The organism is Streptomyces sp. NPDC037013, assembly GCF_055607265.1.
Genome location: NZ_JBVJRV010000005.1, coordinates 100813 through 116562, shown reverse-complemented (window position 1 = coordinate 116562; position 15750 = coordinate 100813). Strand labels below are relative to the sequence as shown.

General features: G+C 70.6%; 16 protein-coding genes. 8 read left to right on the top strand and 8 right to left on the bottom strand.

The window, feature by feature from the left end:
• Positions 1-14: 14 nt before the first annotated feature.
• On the bottom strand, positions 15-413 hold the full coding sequence (locus ACZ7DY_RS19580; RefSeq protein ID WP_471136938.1) for a nuclear transport factor 2 family protein: 399 nt from the start codon (positions 411-413) through the stop codon (positions 15-17).
• 61 nt (positions 414-474) lie between these two features.
• Here ACZ7DY_RS19580 and ACZ7DY_RS19575 point away from each other — a divergent pair, with 61 nt between their 5' ends.
• Positions 475-912 carry a hypothetical protein gene (locus ACZ7DY_RS19575; RefSeq protein WP_471136936.1) on the top strand — a complete coding sequence of 146 codons (438 nt, stop codon included), beginning with the start codon at positions 475-477 and terminating at the stop codon, positions 910-912.
• Here the strand turns inward: ACZ7DY_RS19575 and ACZ7DY_RS19570 are convergent.
• The 3 genes from ACZ7DY_RS19570 to ACZ7DY_RS19560 form a co-directional block, all read right to left on the bottom strand.
• A complete protein-coding gene (locus ACZ7DY_RS19570; RefSeq protein WP_471136934.1) occupies positions 909-1835 on the bottom strand; it encodes a hypothetical protein in 927 nt (308 codons plus the stop codon). The genes ACZ7DY_RS19575 and ACZ7DY_RS19570 overlap by 4 nt on opposite strands.
• Positions 1836-2050: 215 nt before the next feature.
• On the bottom strand, positions 2051-2872 hold the full coding sequence (locus ACZ7DY_RS19565; RefSeq protein ID WP_471137696.1) for a chitosanase: 822 nt from the start codon (positions 2870-2872) through the stop codon (positions 2051-2053).
• A gap of 170 nt (positions 2873-3042) precedes the next feature.
• Positions 3043-5262: an alpha-N-acetylglucosaminidase gene (locus ACZ7DY_RS19560; RefSeq protein ID WP_471136932.1), complete on the bottom strand. Its 2220-nt coding sequence runs from the start codon at positions 5260-5262 to the stop codon at positions 3043-3045.
• Between the two features lie 308 nt (positions 5263-5570).
• Here ACZ7DY_RS19560 and ACZ7DY_RS19555 point away from each other — a divergent pair, with 308 nt between their 5' ends.
• Both ACZ7DY_RS19555 and proP read left to right on the top strand, forming a co-directional pair.
• Positions 5571-7409, top strand: coding sequence for an alpha-L-fucosidase (locus ACZ7DY_RS19555; protein WP_471136930.1), 1839 nt, complete (start codon positions 5571-5573; stop codon positions 7407-7409).
• A gap of 176 nt (positions 7410-7585) precedes the next feature.
• Entirely contained in the window at positions 7586-9067 is a 1482-nt protein-coding gene (proP, locus tag ACZ7DY_RS19550) for a glycine betaine/L-proline transporter ProP (RefSeq protein WP_471136928.1), read from the top strand.
• On the opposite strand, the gene ACZ7DY_RS19545 is transcribed toward proP, so the two are convergent.
• Both ACZ7DY_RS19545 and ACZ7DY_RS19540 read right to left on the bottom strand, forming a co-directional pair.
• Positions 9049-9294: a DUF397 domain-containing protein gene (locus ACZ7DY_RS19545; RefSeq protein WP_471136926.1), complete on the bottom strand. Its 246-nt coding sequence runs from the start codon at positions 9292-9294 to the stop codon at positions 9049-9051. The genes proP and ACZ7DY_RS19545 overlap by 19 nt on opposite strands.
• Positions 9291-10172 (bottom strand): helix-turn-helix domain-containing protein, encoded by an 882-nt coding sequence (locus tag ACZ7DY_RS19540; protein ID WP_471137694.1) that lies wholly within the window; start codon positions 10170-10172, stop codon positions 9291-9293. The genes ACZ7DY_RS19545 and ACZ7DY_RS19540 overlap by 4 nt, the downstream gene beginning before the upstream one ends.
• Positions 10173-10279: 107 nt before the next feature.
• On the opposite strand from ACZ7DY_RS19540, the gene ACZ7DY_RS19535 reads away from it, so the two are divergent.
• Entirely contained in the window at positions 10280-10741 is a 462-nt protein-coding gene (locus ACZ7DY_RS19535; RefSeq protein ID WP_471136924.1) for an ATP-binding protein, read from the top strand.
• 129 nt (positions 10742-10870) lie between these two features.
• Positions 10871-12175, top strand: a complete 1305-nt coding sequence (locus tag ACZ7DY_RS19530) for a phytase (protein ID WP_471136922.1) — start codon at positions 10871-10873, stop codon at positions 12173-12175.
• Positions 12176-12218: 43 nt separating this feature from the next.
• Here ACZ7DY_RS19530 and ACZ7DY_RS19525 read toward each other — a convergent pair whose 3' ends face one another.
• Entirely contained in the window at positions 12219-13700 is a 1482-nt protein-coding gene (locus ACZ7DY_RS19525; RefSeq protein WP_471136920.1) for an MFS transporter, read from the bottom strand.
• Between the two features lie 103 nt (positions 13701-13803).
• Here ACZ7DY_RS19525 and ACZ7DY_RS19520 point away from each other — a divergent pair, with 103 nt between their 5' ends.
• From ACZ7DY_RS19520 to ACZ7DY_RS19510, 3 genes are all read left to right on the top strand, one after another.
• Positions 13804-14199, top strand: a complete 396-nt coding sequence (locus tag ACZ7DY_RS19520) for a winged helix-turn-helix transcriptional regulator (RefSeq protein WP_471136918.1) — start codon at positions 13804-13806, stop codon at positions 14197-14199.
• An 80-nt stretch (positions 14200-14279) separates the two neighbouring features.
• The gene (locus tag ACZ7DY_RS19515) at positions 14280-14510 is read left to right on the top strand and encodes a hypothetical protein (RefSeq protein ID WP_471136916.1); all 231 of its coding nucleotides are present in this window, start codon (positions 14280-14282) and stop codon (positions 14508-14510) included.
• Complete coding sequence (locus ACZ7DY_RS19510; RefSeq protein ID WP_471136914.1) at positions 14474-14983, top strand: contact-dependent growth inhibition system immunity protein; 510 nt, start codon at positions 14474-14476, stop codon at positions 14981-14983. Before ACZ7DY_RS19515 ends, ACZ7DY_RS19510 begins: the two co-directional genes overlap by 37 nt.
• 44 nt (positions 14984-15027) lie before the next feature.
• Here the strand turns inward: ACZ7DY_RS19510 and ACZ7DY_RS19505 are convergent, their stop codons facing one another.
• Complete coding sequence (locus ACZ7DY_RS19505; RefSeq protein WP_471136912.1) at positions 15028-15735, bottom strand: helix-turn-helix transcriptional regulator; 708 nt, start codon at positions 15733-15735, stop codon at positions 15028-15030.
• Positions 15736-15750: the final 15 nt, after the last annotated feature.

Here is a 15750-nt window from a genome sequence, read left to right as displayed (position 1 = left end):
TCAGGAGTCGGGGCTCAGGCGCGGTCGTGCCACGAGAACGCGGCGATCCGCCAGCCCTCCGGGGTACGGACGTACTGGAAGGCCGTCGTGCCGCCGCCGCCGAACGGTTCGCCGTCCAGGAGGCCGGACTTGCCGTACTCGCCGGAGCGCGACGCGATGTCCCCGCTGATCTCGGTCCGTTCGGAGATCTCCCACTCGTGGAACTCCGTCACCCGGCCGTCGGTCAGCAACTGCTCGCGCGGCTCGATGAACCCGTCCACTGTGTAGGCCTCGAAGTCCGGCCCGGCCTTGACGATCACGCCGCCGGGCAGCATCAGCCGACGGAGCCGGGCGAGGTCGGCGGCCCTGCCGCCCCGGTTGTCGAGACAGTCGAAGAAGTCGGCGGTCAGCGCGTCGATCTCAGCCTTGGACATGCCGGGACGGTAACACCTGGAGTCTGGAGTATTTCCTCGGGGCCGTGCCACGGTGGCAGCCATGGATTGGACTGCGCCGGTCAGTACGGCCCTGGGTGGATTCATCAGTGTGGTCTCGGTGTTGGTGGCACATCGTGCGCAGTGGGGGAAGGAGGTCAAGAAGCAACGGCGGGAAGAGTTGCGGACCGCATGTGTCCAGTTCTTGTCGGCCGTGACTCGGGCCAGGGAGCAGATACACCGTGCGGGCAGGGACAGCAGCGACGAGGAGAAGGTGCGTCGGGTTCAGGACGCGTTGGCCGATCACGATGTATTCCCCGCACGCATACAACTGCACCTGGTGGCACCGCCGGACCTCGCGGAGATGTCCCGTGAGCTCGTGCATCTGCTGATCCGCTACCGGGACGCGATGACCGGTGGGGAGCCGCACCAGGAGGCTGAACTCGCGTTCACCAACCATCGCAACGCGGTGACGCAGGCCATGCAGACAGCCCTGTCTTAACCGCCGCACACCTCCGCGGAGTTGACGGAGCCGCCCGCGTTTTCGTCGTCGGTGGCGAGGACGGCGTCCCTGGTGCCCGGCACGCACTCGACGGCCTCGATCTTGTGGCCCTTGAACTTCCGCAGCACCTCGGGGTGGCGGGCGACGCTCAGCTGTACCATGCCGTGGCGGCCCACGGTGATCCGGCCCGCGTCCATGACCGCCGAGTCGAAGGGCCCGTCGTCGCCCGCGTCCGACGCCGAGCCGACTATCAGACGGCCGCTCGCGGTGACCGAGATGTCCGAGGCGTGCCGGACGTTGCCGTTCGGGTAGGGCGCGCGCAGGCGGGCCGTGGTGACGCGGCCGAAGTCGGCCTCGCCGTACTCGTTGAAGGAGAAGGGCGCCGCGTGGACCGTCGCGGGCCGCTCCTCGCCCGCTCCCCGGTCGGCCCAGACCGCCGCCAGCTTTCCGTGCCGCCTGGTCAGCGCGAAGCTCTCGTAGTCGTCGCCCTCGGCGATGGCGGGGAGCGGGGAGGTGTCCAGGACGCCGACCTCGGAGCCCTTCAGCTTCAGGTGGTAGACCAGCCCGCGGCTGGCGAGTGCCACGTACTCGGTGGAGGTCCCCGGCACCGCCTCGATGGCCTCCAGGTCGATCGGCTCGGCCCCGCCCGTCCAGGCGAGGGGTTCGATCCGGGCCGAGCGGCCGGAGCGGTAGGTGAGTTCGGCGACGCGGTTCTGGCCCGGCTTCTTGTTGTCGCGTACGACCAGGGCGTGGGCGGTGCCTCCCGTACGGCCGGTGAGGGCGAGACCGCTGATGCCGGAGGTGATGTCGTCGCCGGCCCGCTGCCAGCCGGGCGCCTGCGCGGGGGCCGCGGCGGCACCCGTACAGGCGAGGACGGCGGCACAGGCGGCGGCGGTGGTCAGCACGGTCGTTCGGAGGAACATGGGGATCTCTCACCTCGGTACGGGGGCTGTCCGTGGCGCGCGCAGGTGGACGCGCGTAGACGGGGAGTTGGGCGGGACCGTATCCAGTTCGACCCGCGGGAGGCAAGAGGAGAGAGGTAAGAGGCAGGAATAGACGCGCGGGGCGCACGTGGCGCCCCGCGCGTGGGGCGGGAACCGGGGAGGGCCGGCCGCCGCCCGTTGACGGGCGGGGAAAATCACCCGATGTGGTACGGGTCCCCGTAGACCTTCCAGTCGAGCGGTGTGTCCAGGTTGAGGTTGCGCTTCTTCAGGAACACCCGCTGGGCGGTGTCGACCCGGCTGGTGTCCTCGTGGGCCTCCTCCTGCTTCATCGCCCAGACGCGCGCGTCGAGGAAGGCGTTCAGATACGTCACTTCGTCGCCACCCTGGGCCGGCGGCTTGGCCGAACGCAGCGCGCGGGCCCGGATGTTGCGGAAGCTGGTGGAGTCGTCGCCGTTGCCGTGCATGACGATGGCGTCGTAGTAGCAGAACTGGCCGAGGACGCCGATGCCGTCCGTCTTGCCCTGCTTGACCGACGGGTTGAAGTAGACGCGGTCGCGCTCGTCGTTCTGCGCCCTGCGGAACTCCGCGTCCGTGTCGGCGGCCCGCTCCCAGTCGGGCTTGAAGTGGGGGTCGAGCCCGTCGTGCGAGTCGGTGCCGTCGACCTCGCGCAGGGCCGGGAGGTACTTGGCCAGCCGGTTGCCGGGCTTGCGCCGGGTGTAGAGCTCGACCAGGTCGAGCATGTCGCCGGTGCCCGAGCAGAAGCCGATGATGCCCGCGGTGTAGCCGCGGCCGTCGTCGATGTCCTCGCAGTATCGATACTGCTTCTTCCAGTCGAGCGAGGAGTTCTCCGCGCTGCAGACGATCTGCATCGCGATCTCCTTCTTCGCCGGGTCGTCGAGCCCGACGGCGGCGAGCCGAGAGGTGGCGAGCCGGGAGGCGGCGGACCCGGACGGGCTCTGCGTCGCGTTCGCCGCCCGGGCGCCGAGGAGCGGGCCCGCTACGGCCGCGGCGCCCATGAAGGCGAGCAGCGTGCGGCGGGAGGTGTGGGTGGTGCGCGGGACTATGTGGGGGGTCTCCACGAGGGCCTCCAAAGGGGGAAGTTCATGGTTCCGCGTCTGTTAGGAAGGTTTCCTACCAGAGATTGGAGGTGACGTATACCCGTCAAGACAGAATGGGCGCCCTGTGCCTACCGGGCGTTCAGGTGGGCCCAGACCCGGGCCGCCACGGCATACGTGTCGCCGGTCGGGCGAGTGGACAGGGGCCCGGGGTCGCGGATCCACGCGTCCTCGACGGCGAACCAGTCGATCCGCTCCGGGGCGCGGCCCTCCGCGAGCGCGGACCGCAGTTCCTTGAAGTACCGTTCCCAGCGCAGCCGGTAGAGGCCGCCGACGAGACCCGCCCACTCCCGGTTGGCGTAGTCGCGCAGTCCCGCGTCGGCGCCCGCCCGGGTGCCCCACACCGTCAGCAGCGTGAGCTGGTCGTGGGCGAGCCGGTCCCGTTCCTCGCCGTCGGCTCCCCACGCGCGGGCGTCCGCGACCCAACGGCCCAGCAGATGCCGGGAGTCGGTGGCCACAAGACGGTCGAGCAGCTTCATCAGGGTCAGCCAGTCGCGCGTGAGCGCGTCGAAGCGGGCGGTGTCACCGGCGTCGTACGCGTCCTTGAGGCGCGGCAGCAGCACCCGGCTGCGGTTGGAGAGTGCCTGCCGGGCGACGTCGAGCAGGTCGCGGCGGTACGCCGACGAGTGCCGCAACCCGCGCCGGACCGCCAGGAGTTCACCGAGGGCGGGCTCGAAGTCGGCCGGCTCGTACCGCATCCGCTTCGGCGACCAGGCCGCCGCCGACGTCGCCGCGAGGTCGGGCCGCGCCCCGAAGAGGCCGTCAGCGCCCTCCGCCCACCGGTCGGCGCGGGTGGTGCCGTACGCGGTGCGGCGCAGGATGTCCCAGGCGGCCGCGGCGTGCGGGTCGGCGGCCCCGTACCGCGCGGTCGACCACTCGGCGAACCAGGACTCCAGGTCGAGGTCGCCCGTGCGCCAGGCGAGTTCCGAGAAGAGCTCGAAGGCGGCCGGGTTGTTGTCGGCCGCCTCCGGCATGAGCGAGATGCCGCGCAGCGTGCTGCCGTCCCGCGTGCGCCACTTCTCGTACAGGGCCGCCCAGTCGGGGGTGTTGGCGCCCAGCGTCGTGTGACCGCCGAAGTTCCAGATGGAACCGAAGGTGTACGGGGTCGAGCCCCAGTCCGACTCGCGGTCGGTGATGTCGGGGAAGCGGTCGGAGAGCCCGTCGACGACGAGCATCCGCTGCTTGTCGACGGCGTCGGTGAGGGCCTTCGGCGGATTGTGCTGCCAGCCGAGGATCACCCACGTGGCACCCGGGTGCGCGGTCCGCAGGGCCTTCTCGACGCCTCTGGCGGCGTCCCCGACCGGTACGTCGCCGGGCTTGCCGCCTTCGTGGAGGAGGTCCATCTTGTACATCGTGGTGGGGCCGAACAGCTCGTCCTGCGCCCGGTAGTACGCGGCGGCCACCCGCGCGAAATGGCCGGTGCGCGGATCCAGCCAGTCCGGTCGCGCGAAGCCCACCCAGTCGCCCTGCGGGATGGTTCTCGCGCCCGGGTTCTTCGCCTCGAAGCCGGGCGGCACGGTCCCGAAGTATCCCGGCAGGACCGGCGTCATGCCCAGCTCACGCAGCCGGTCGCAGATGCGCCGGCCCAGCCGGGCGCGGGCGTCGAGCAGCTGCCGGGAGACCGGGTGCGGGAACGACGACATGTTCTGCAGGAGCCACCACGGCTGGTGGGCGGGGCCGGGTATCCAGGCCCGCAGTTCCTCGTCGGTGTGGCCGAACTCCTGGAAGGCGCGGTGGTACACGGCGTCCGCGCCCGCGTAGACGAGGACTTCGTTGTAACCGTGCAGGGCGAGCACGTCGATCTCGTGCTCCCAGTACTCCCAGTCGTGATAGGCGCCCGTGTAGCCGTCGTTGGTGTCGTTCAGGACGAAGCGGTGCGGGGTGTTGGCGGCGCCGGTGAGGGGCGCGGAGGGGGCGGGGAGCCGCTCGGGGAGGTGGTCGGTCCGGCTGCCGGCCCAGGTGATGCCGGCGTGCGTGACGTGTTTCAAGTAGTGGCGCAGTCCGGTGAGTTGGGTGGCCGGGCCGGTCGCCGTGACGGTGATGTGGCCGCGTTCGCCGGTGACCCGGAAGGAGTCCCCGGCGCCCGGCTTCACGGGAGCGGTGCGGAAGGTGATCTGGTCCCAGTGGCGGGGGAGCAGCCGCCGGGCCGCTTCGGCGGCGGAGGTCCGGCGCGGGGCGGGTGCGCCGCCGGCCGGGGTGGCGCCGCCGGCCGGGGTGCCGGAACAGGCGACGGCGGCGGCGCCGGCCGTGCCGGCGATGCCGGTGAGGAACGTGCGGCGGGGGAGAGGCATACGGGCTCCGTCGGTCGGAAGATCGGAAGAGGGGTGCGGGCGCGCGGTGCATACCGAGGTGTCTCTTCCCGCCCGCCGCGCCCCCGACGCGCCCCCGACGCGCCGGTGCGGCCCGCGCGTGTCCGGATCGGTTCGAGCTTGTTGGTTTCGGTGAACGGCGTCCTTGGGCCGCTCATTCATCGGAGCGATCGGCGCGGATTCGGCCAATAACACTGAACGAGCGCCCAGTTGGGCCCATTGACATCCGATGTATTCATCTCTACGTTCCCGAGCGACCCCCCACCCAGGGAAACCCCGGGAGCCGCCCCATGCGCCACAGAGCCACTGGACTCGCCCTGCTCCTCGCCGCCACTCTTGCCGCCACGGCCGTCCCGTCCGCCACAGCCGCCCCGGCCATCACCCCAGCCCCCGCCACCGCCCCCGCCACCACCTCCGGCCCGGGCACCGACCACGCCTCGGACGACCCCTTCACCGCCGACCGCACCAGCTGGTTCCGGCAGGACCGCTTCGGCATGTTCATCCACTTCGGCGCGTACTCGAACCTGGAGGGCGAGTACCGCCGCCCCGACGGCACGACCTGCCGCAACGCCGAGTGGATCAAGCGGCGGTGCGACATCCCCATGGACGCGTACGAGAAGCAGGCGCAGGACTTCGACCCCGCGGACTTCGACGCGAAGGCCGTCGTGAAGGCCGCCGCGGACGCCGGGATGCGCTACATCGTCATCACGTCCAAGCACCACGAGGGCTACGCGATGTGGCCGACAAAGGTGAACGACTGGAACCTGCGCGACCACTCGTCCTTCGACAAGAACCGCGACATCCTCGCCGAGCTGAAGAAGGCCGCCGACGACGCGGGCATCAAACTCGGCTTCTACTACTCGATCTGGGACTGGCACGACAAGGACTTCCCGGACCCTGCCACCTTCCCGAAGTACGAGAAGCGCATGTACGCCCAGCTCAAGGAGCTCGTCGAGAACTACGACCCCGCCCTGCTCTGGTTCGACGGCGAGTGGGACACCGAGAACCCCCACAACCCGTGGACCGCGCGGGACGGCGAGCGCCTGGAGTCCTACCTCCGCGGCCTCGACCCCGGTCTGGTCATCAACAACCGCGTCGGCAAGCGCCGCGTGGTCGACGGCGACTACGGCACCCCCGAGCAGGAGATCCCCGGCGCCCCCGTCGACGGCCAGCTCTGGGAGTCCTGCATAACCCTCAACGACCACTGGGGGTACGCCCGTTACGACGAGAGCTGGAAGTCGCCGCAGACCCTGACCCGCAACCTCCTCGCCACCACCTCCCGCAGCGGCAACTACCTCCTGAACGTCGGCCCCGACGCCCGCGGCCGCATCCCGCAGCCCTCCGTCGACCGCCTCAAGCAGATGGGCGACTGGCTGCGGAAGGACGGCCAGGGGAACGCGGTCTTCGGCGCCCGGTACGGCGGCCTCGTCGAGGAACCCGACTGGGGCTCGGTGAGCCGCAAGGGCGACAAGCTGTACGCGGCGGTCACGCGGTGGCCCGCGGCGGGCGGGACCCTGCACCTGAAGGCGCGCACGGAGTTCACGGTGCAGGAGTCCCGGGTCCTCGGCAGCGGCCAGAAGGTGACCGTCACCAGATCCGGCGACGGCTACGACCTCAAACCCTCCGGCACGGCCACCAACGACACGGCCACGGTGATCGAGCTGAAGGTCGACCCGGGCCCGACCGCCCGGCCGGGCCACGGCACGGGCCTGAAGCAAGAGCTCTTCGACAACCCGACGCTCACGGGCACCCCGAAGATCACCCGAACCGACGCCACCCTCAACCACGCCTGGAAGTACACCGGTTCACCGGCGGCCACGATCCCGGCCGACCGCTTCAGCATCCGCTGGACCGGATCGATCGTGCCGCGCCGCACCGAGACGTACACGCTGTCGACCGTCTCCGACGACATGGCACGCGTCTGGATCGACGGCAGGCCGGTCATCGACTCCTGGACCCCGCACGAGCCGAAGCTCGACAAGGCCCGGGTGGAGCTGGTGGCGGGCCGCCGCCACACGATCAGGGTCGAGTACGCGGAGCAGACGGGCGAGGCCCATCTGAAGCTGCTCTGGTCGAGCCCGGGGCAGGAACAGCAGATCGTTCCCCGAACGCAGCTGTTCACACCCTGACGGAGCAGATTCGCGGCGAATCAGGTCCCAAGTCCCTGATTCCTGGGACTTGGGACCATTGCCTCCGGGACCAACGGCGGGCAATCGCAGCCGTCGGTGTTGGCAATGTTGATCGACGTCCGTCTCCGAGAGCCGGACGTCCGACCACGGTGCCGACAGAGAGAGTGAACAGCCACGTGAGCGCGCCCGAAGCCCCCGAGACACCGGCACCACCCGCGCCCGAAGCCGTGGCCCGTCACCGTGCGCTCTTCCGCGCCATCCACCGCCGCAAGCACCCGCGGCTGCGCCGCTCCGACATCACGGTCACCGAAGAAGCCCAGGTCAAACGTGCGGTGAAGGCGACCGCCCTGGGCAACGCCATGGAGTGGTACGACTTCGGTGTCTACGCCTACCTCGCCGTGATCATCGGCAAGGAGTTCTTCCCCTCCGGGAACGACACCGCGCAGACCCTCTCCTCCCTGGCGACCTTCGCCGCGGCCTTCCTGGTGCGCCCCATCGGCGGCATGTTCTTCGGCCCGCTCGGCGACCGGGTCGGCCGCAAGAAGATCCTCGCCCTCACCATGATCATGATGTCGTCGGCGACGCTCGCCATCGGCCTGATCCCGAGCTACACCTCGATCGGCGTCTGGGCACCGGTCCTGCTCGTGCTCTGCCGCATGGTGCAGGGCTTCTCCACGGGCGGCGAGTACGGCGGCGCGGCCACCTTCATCGCCGAGTACGCCCCCGACAAGCGCCGCGGCTTCTGGGGCTCCTTCCTGGAGTTCGGCACCCTCATCGGCTACACCGTCGCCGCCGTCCTCGTCACCGCCCTCACCATGGGCCTCAGCGAAGACGCCATGCAGTCCTGGGGCTGGCGCATCCCGTTCCTCGTGGCCGCCCCGCTCGGCCTCATCGGCCTCTACCTCCGCCTGAAGCTCGACGAGTCGCCCGCCTTCCAGAAGATGGAGGAAGGCGAAGGCCCCGCGGCCGAACGCCAGAAGAAGTCCTTCAGGGAGTCCTTCTTCGGCCAGTGGCGCGCGATGCTGCTCTGCATCGCCCTGGTCGCCGCGTTCAACGTCACCGACTACATGCTGCTGTCGTACATGCCGACCTACCTCACGCAGCTCGGCTTCGGCGAGACCGGCGGCCTGATGTCCATCGTCCTCGTGATGCTGATCCTGATGGCCCTCATCAACTCCGTCGGCCGCCTCTCCGACCGCATCGGCCGCAAGCCGGTCCTGATGGCCGGCTCGGTCGGCTTCTTCGTCCTGGCCCTCCCCGCCTTCCTCCTCATCAAGCAGGGCGGCACGGTGGCGGTCTTCTCGGGCCTGCTCATCCTCGGCCTGGCCCTGGTCTGCTACCTCGGCGCCATGTCCTCGTCGCTGCCGGCCCTCTTCCCGACCGACGTGCGCTACGCCTCGCTCTCCATCGGCTTCAACATCTCCGTCTCCCTCTTCGGCGGTACGACCCCGCTGGTGGTCGCCGCCCTGATCGGCGCCACCGGCAACGACCTGATGCCCGCGTTCTACACGATGCTCGCGGGCCTGGTCGGCATCATCGCCGTCGCCGCGATGAAGGAGACGGCACGGCGCCCGCTGGAAGGCTCCCCGCCGTCGGTGGGGACGGACGAGGAGGCGCGGGAACTGGTGGAATCCCAGCGTCAGATACGCGAGGCGTAACGCACGAACTGCGCCCAGGCGCGGGGCTCCAGGGCGAGCCGGGGCCCCGCGGGACGCTTGGAGTCGCGGACGTGGATGGTGGTGGGGCAGGGGGCGACTTCCACGCAGTCGTCGCCTGAACCGCTGCTGTAGCTGGACTTGCGCCAGGTGAGGGCGACTTCAAGGCAGTCGCCGTCGCCACTGCTGCTGTAGCTGCTCTTGAACCACGCCAGTTCGGGGGTGCTCATTGCGCTCCTCGCATCCGCTCCAGCAGGCTCACCGAGTCTGCAAGGGAGAGAGCCTGTGAGCGCATCCTGGCATATCGCGCCTGGAGGACGCTGATCTCCTTCGGCTCGGAGATGAACTGGCCATTGCGCTGCCCCTCGTTGTAGGCATACCACTTGTTCTCCGGGGTCTCCAGCAGTTGCATGGGGCCCGCGAGGCCTGCATGGCTTCCACTCGCCAGAGGCATGATCTGAATCTCGATATTGCGGCGTTCGGTGAGACCGAGAATGTGCTGGATGACCTCCTGGGTGACGCTCGCCCCGCCGACGTGGCGCAGGAAGAGGTGTTCCTCAAGGATGAAGCTGTAGGCCGTGTTGGGACGGTCTATCAGCAGCTTCTGGCGCTCGGCGCGTGCCACCAGGTGAGTCTGCACCTGGTCGTCACTCAGCGGCGGAAGCTGGTCGACGAAGAGCGCCCGAGCGTATGCCTCGGTCTGCAAGAGGCCGGGAATCATGCGGCATTCGTACGTGTAAAGAGTCACCGCCTCCTGCTCCAACTGCGCCCACCTGCGGAACCAGGAAGCCAGCCCCCGCTGCCGTGACAGCTGGTGCACGGTCACCCGGAGCGTGCCGAACGCGTCCAGCGACGCCTCGCACCGGTCGACGAAGCGCGCCGGCGGGAAGCGTCTGCCCTGCTCGACGGAGGCGAGGAAATGGGCCGAGTAGCCGATCTCCGGGGCCAGCGCCTCCTGGGTGTAGCCCGCGCGTTTGCGGAAGCTCTTGAGGACCGCGCCGAAGGCCTTGAGGCCATCGCTCGGTTCGGGCTCGGTACCGCCCGGCGTACTTGACGACATCACGGGTATCCCCTGACGCTCGTTTACCTTCCCCGCCAACTCGCCCATCGTCACGTTGGGTCACCCGTACTGTCCACCGTTCGCACTCGTACAATTACTGAGCGTACGAGTTTCGCCCCTGGTGCCGGATCCCGTGGCGCGGCCACGGTGGGCGCATGCCGATCCGAACCGGAACCGCGCGGCCCGCCCGGGACTTCGCGCAGTGCTTCAGCGCCACGCCCCGAGGGGCCCGCCTCGCGAGGAGGCTGGCCAGGTATCACCTGGACGGCTGGGGCATCCCGTACGACAGCGAACTCTCGGACGCCGCCGAGGCGATCGTCGCCGAGCTGGCCGCGAACGCGGTGACGCACGGGCGCGTGCCGGGCCGTGACTTCCGGCTGCACCTGACGCTCCGCGCGGACACCCTCCGTATCGCGGTGACCGACACGCGGGGTGAACGGCTTCCTCCCGGCGTGGTCGAACTCCCGGACCCGGAAGCGGATTCGGGGCGGGGGCTCGTGATCGTGGCGGCGCTGGCCGCGGAGTGGGGGGTGGTGGGACAGGGCGTCGGCAAGACGGTGTGGGCGCACCTTGCCGTGAACGCTGTTGATTCCGGGGGGAGTTCGGGTCCGGAGTAGGCGGGGGCGGTGTTCACCGTGTGTACATTCGGGTGGGGTGTCACCGGACGCCCGGCGTACGCCGGGCCGACACGGACGGGCCCCACTCTCACGCAAGATCCATCCGTTCCCGGAACGAGGAGACATCGCGTGACCAGACACTGTCCGACCCGTCGAACAACCATAGGTGCGGTACTCGTTGCCCTGGCGGCCACGCTCACCGCGACCACGGCTGCCGCCCCGGCCGCCGAGCCGCTGCCCGCCGTCACGCCCCGGGCCGAGACGCCCGTGCTCCACGACGACGACGCGGGCGGCAACGCGGACGCCGACGATCCGGCGATCTGGCGCGACGCCGCGCACCCGGCGCGCAGCCTGGTGATCGCCACGGCGAAGGAGGGCGGTCTGCGCGCGTACGACCTGGACGCGCGCCTCGTACAGTCGGTCGCCGCCCCGCCCGCCACCGGCCCGGACGACGCGCCGGGCCGCTTCAACAACGTCGATCTCGTGCACGGCCTGAAGCTCTCCTCCGGCCGCGCCGACCTGGCCGTCACCAGTGACCGGGGCAACGACCGGCTGCGCTTCTACCGCATCGACCGCGACCGCCCCGGCGGCCCGCTCACCGACGTCACCGACCCGGCCGCCCCGCCCGTCTTCTCCGCCGACCAGACGGAGATCAACGGGCAGCGGACCGCGTACGGGCTCGCGACCTGGCAGGACAAGGCCAGCGGTCATTCGTACGCCCTGGTCAGCCGCAGGGAGCGGACCACCGTCGCGCTCCTCGAACTGCTCCCCGGCCGGGACGGCAAGGTCGGTTACCGCACGGTCCGCACCCTGGACCTGCCGTCGACGTTCCGGCTGCCGGACGGCACGTCGTGGACGCCGTGCGCCGAGCCCGGTGAGCTTCCGCAGGTCGAGGGCATGGTCGTCGACCCGGCGGACGGCACGCTCTACGCGGGGCAGGAGGACGTCGGCATCTGGCGCATGCGCGCCGACCTCACCGGAAAGCCCCGGCTCATCGACAAGGTGCGGGAGTACGGCGTCCCCGGCGTCTACGACGAGGGGACGGAGGAGTGCGTCCCGGGCGCCGACCCCGGCTACGGCGGCAAGCGGATCGCGGCCGACGTGGAGGGTCTGACCCTGGTCGCCGAGTCCGGCGGGGACGGCTACGTGCTCGCCTCCAGCCAGGGCGACAACACCTTCGCCGCGTACGACCGTGAGCCGGGCGATCACCACGAGTACGAGGGCGGCTTCCGCGTCACACCGGCCGGTGGCGCCCTGGACGGTTCGGAGGAGTGCGACGGGGCGGCGGCCCTGAACGAGCCGCTCGGCCCGGCCTATCCGCACGGCCTGCTGGTCGTCCAGGACGGTCACGACGCCCCCGGAGAGGGCGACCGGCCGGCCACGAACTTCAAGTTCGTGGACCTGGGGAAGGTCTTGAAGGCCTTGGACGACTGACCGGATCCTCATGGCGTCAGGGGCCGTCAGGGGTGCCAGGGCGTCAGGGGCGTCGCGGGCCCGGCCGCAGCACCGCCGTCGCCAGCGCGAGGCCGGCCGCCGCGATGCCCGTGGCGACCCAGAAGGCGAGCCGGTAGCCGTCGGCGGTGGCGGTGACGAGGTCCGTGCCCTGGCCGGTGAGGGAGTCGGTGCGGCTCGCGGCCAGGGTCGTCAGGACGGCGAGACCGAGCGAACCACCCACCACCTGCGTGGTGTTGAAGAGACCCGAGGCGAGTCCCGCGTCCTCGTCCGAGGCCCCGCCCATCGCGAGCCCCGTCACGGCGGGCATCGCGGCGGCGAACCCGGCCCCGAGCAGCAGCATCGCGGGCAGGACGTCGACGGCGTACGAACCGTCGGCGGGCAGCCGGGCGAGGAGCGCGAGGCCCGCCGTGATCAGGGTGAGCCCCGCGAGCAGGGTGCGATGGGCGCCGTACCGGCCGATGACCTTCGCGGAGAGTCCCAGCATCAGCACGCCGATGACGACGGGGGCCGGCAGGAAGGCGAAGCCGCTCGCCAACTCCCCGAAGCCCAGGACGCGTTGGAGGTAGAGCGCGCCGATGTACTGGAAGCCGTACATCCCGGCGATCATCAGCATCTGCACGGCGTTGGCGCCGGTCAGGGTGCGGGAGCGGAAGAGGCGGAGCCGGAGCAGGGGGTGGGCCGCGCGGGCCTGGCGGACCGCGAAGACGACGAAGAGCAGGAGTGAACCGGCGGCGAGGAGCGCCGTTTCGGCCGTGCCGTGCTCGGCGGCGGTGACGATGGTGTAGACGGTCAGCATCAGTGCGCCGGTGACGAGCGCGGCACCCGGGTAGTCGGCCCCGTCGCGCAGGCCGGCGCCGCGGTCGGCGTCGAGCACCCGTACCGCCGCGACCAGCGCCACGACACCGATGGGCAGGTTGATCAGAAAGATCCAGTGCCAGTCGAGGGTCTCGGTGAGCGCGCCGCCGAGGAACGTGCCGATCGCGCCGCCCGCCGCGCCGACGGCACTGAACACGGCGATGGCCCTGGCCCGGTCGCGCGGCTCCGGGAAGAGGGCGACGAGCATGCCGAGCACCACGGCGGAGGTCATCGCGCCGCCGACACCCTGGAGGGCGCGGGCCGCGACGAGCAGGCCGGGGCCGGTGGCGACCCCGCACAGCACGGACGCGACGGTGAAGACGGCGAGCCCCGACACGAACATCCGCTTGCGGCCGACCAGATCGCCCAGCCGTCCGGCGAGCAGCAACAGCCCGCCGAAGGCGATGAGATAGGCGTTGACCACCCAGGCGATCCCGGCCGCCGAGAACCCCAGATCGCTCTGGACGGACGGCATCGCGACGGTCACGATGGTGCTGTCGATGATGGTCATCAGCGCGCCGGACGACAGGACGGCGAGCGAGGTCCACGGGGACGCGCGCCGCCGGGGCGCCGGGGCGGGCAGCGTGGGGGCCTGCGACGCAAGGGCCTGCGGCGCTGGGGAGTTGACCTCGGACACGGCCTGGGACATGGTGACGACCTCCGTACCTGGCACCGTTGACCTGCAAAGGTGCACGACTTGTAACGGGGTTCATCGTGGGTGACCATGGTCGCCGGCAGAAGGAGGCACTTTGATGTCCCAGGGGAACACGCGTGTTACCGCCCAGGTCGTGAACGCGGAGGCGTGCCCGGTGCGGGAAGTTCTTGACAGGGTGGTCGGCAAGTGGAGCGTGTCGATCATCATCGCCGCAGCCCACGGCCCCATCCGCTTCACCGAACTGGAGCGCGCGGTCGAGGGCATCAGCCGCCGCATGCTGACCCTGACCCTCCGCAACCTGGAACGCGACGGCCTCCTCGTACGAACGGTCCACCCGACGGTCCCGCCGAAGGTCGAGTACGAACTGACACCGGTGGCCCGCGAACTCCACGGCACACTCCTGCGCCTCACCGGCTGGGCGGAAGAACACAGAGTGACGATCGCGGAGTCCCGCGCGGCCTACGACGAGAGGAAGGGCCTGGTGGACGCGTAAAGCCTCCGGTCGCCCGTAGCGGCTACTGTCTGACATTGGCTTGTGCACCTTGCAACGTGAGGCATCGGGGGTAGTCGGCCATGGGGGACCTGGGCAAGGGCGACTTCGAGGTGGCCTCGCACGGCCTGTCAAGGGCGGCGGCGGGAGCCCGGCCCGCCCAGGTGGCGTGGGCTTCGAAGAGCGACGTCGCCGAAGGATCGGCCACGGCGGATCAGGTGGCACTCATGGAGTCGTTCGCGGCGGATCACATCAGTGGCGAGGAGTTCGCCGTGGCGTGGCTGGGTGCCCGACGGACTCGACTCAGCCGGTGACCGGGGCGCGGGCCTGCGTGTCACCGGAGGGGGTTTTTCGAGAGGGGACATGGGGCGTGGGCCGGTCCGGAAATGGTGGTAGGTCCCTGGAGGAGCTGGAGGGTCGGCGCTGGCCGGATCCGCCCGCGGACGCGACCCCCATGGTCAGGAACGTGTACGAACTGCGGCGTCGTCCCGTCGGGACACTGGAGCCCCACGAGCTGGCCCGGCTGATCCGGCAGGACGTCGGGGTGCCCTGGCTGCTTCCCCCGGCCGTGGAGATCCTGCGGGACACCGTGCCGGAGCAGGCGGAGGGCGGCTGGTTCGACGAGGACCTGCTGTATGCGGTCGTCGCCGGCAAGCCCGAGGTCTGGGCCGCCGCCCCCGAACTCGCCCTGGAGCTCCGCGACATCGTGGCCGGCCTGACCGGCCTCTCGCGCTACGTCCGCAAGGAGATCGACGCGTTCCTCGCGGCGGCCTTCGGGGACGGCTGAGAGTACGCGCGGCCCGGCAACCGGCTTTTTCTGGAGCCGCACGTTCAACGCCGTGTCGCCCCTGTCGCCCCACCTCTCTCCCCGTACTCCAACTCCCGTGCCCGCAGCCCCGCCTGGAAGCGTGACGTGGCGCCGAGCGTCGTCATCAGCTCCGCGACCCGCCTGCGGTACGTGCGCAGGGACATGCCCAGTTCGCGTGCCGTCACCGCGTCCGTCTGACCGGCCCCGAGCGCCCGAAGGACCCGGCGCGCCTCCTCGTCCAGTACGGGCGGCCGCGTACGGCGGAACTCCGCGAGGTCGATGGCCGTCTCCCACGCCGCGTACACCAGCGTCCTGACGCCCTCGACCGCGACCGCGGACCGGATCACCGTGAAGGGCCGGACGCCCCGGACCGGTGCGCCCGCGAGGATCGCGATCCGCCGGTCGATGACGATCGCCTCGTGCACGAGCGGCGCCGCGGAGATGCGCACCTGCGCGCCCGACTCGGCGATCCGCAGCAGCCGTTCCTCGGACTCCTCGTCCGCGAGGGCTCGCGGCGTGTACAGCTTGCGCATCACCAGGCCGCCGGGGGTGAGCGGCGGCCGCCTGCCTCCGGCGAACGCGGCGTTGACCCCGGGCGAGAACGTCACCAGGTCCGCGGCCGCGCACAGAAACTCCTCCCGCGCTCCGGTGATCAGGTCGCCCGCCCGGCGCACCAGCTCCCGCTCGCCCCGCAGGGACACGATCTGGTCGTTCTGTGATGTGCTCGGCATGGTGGCGACAGTCTG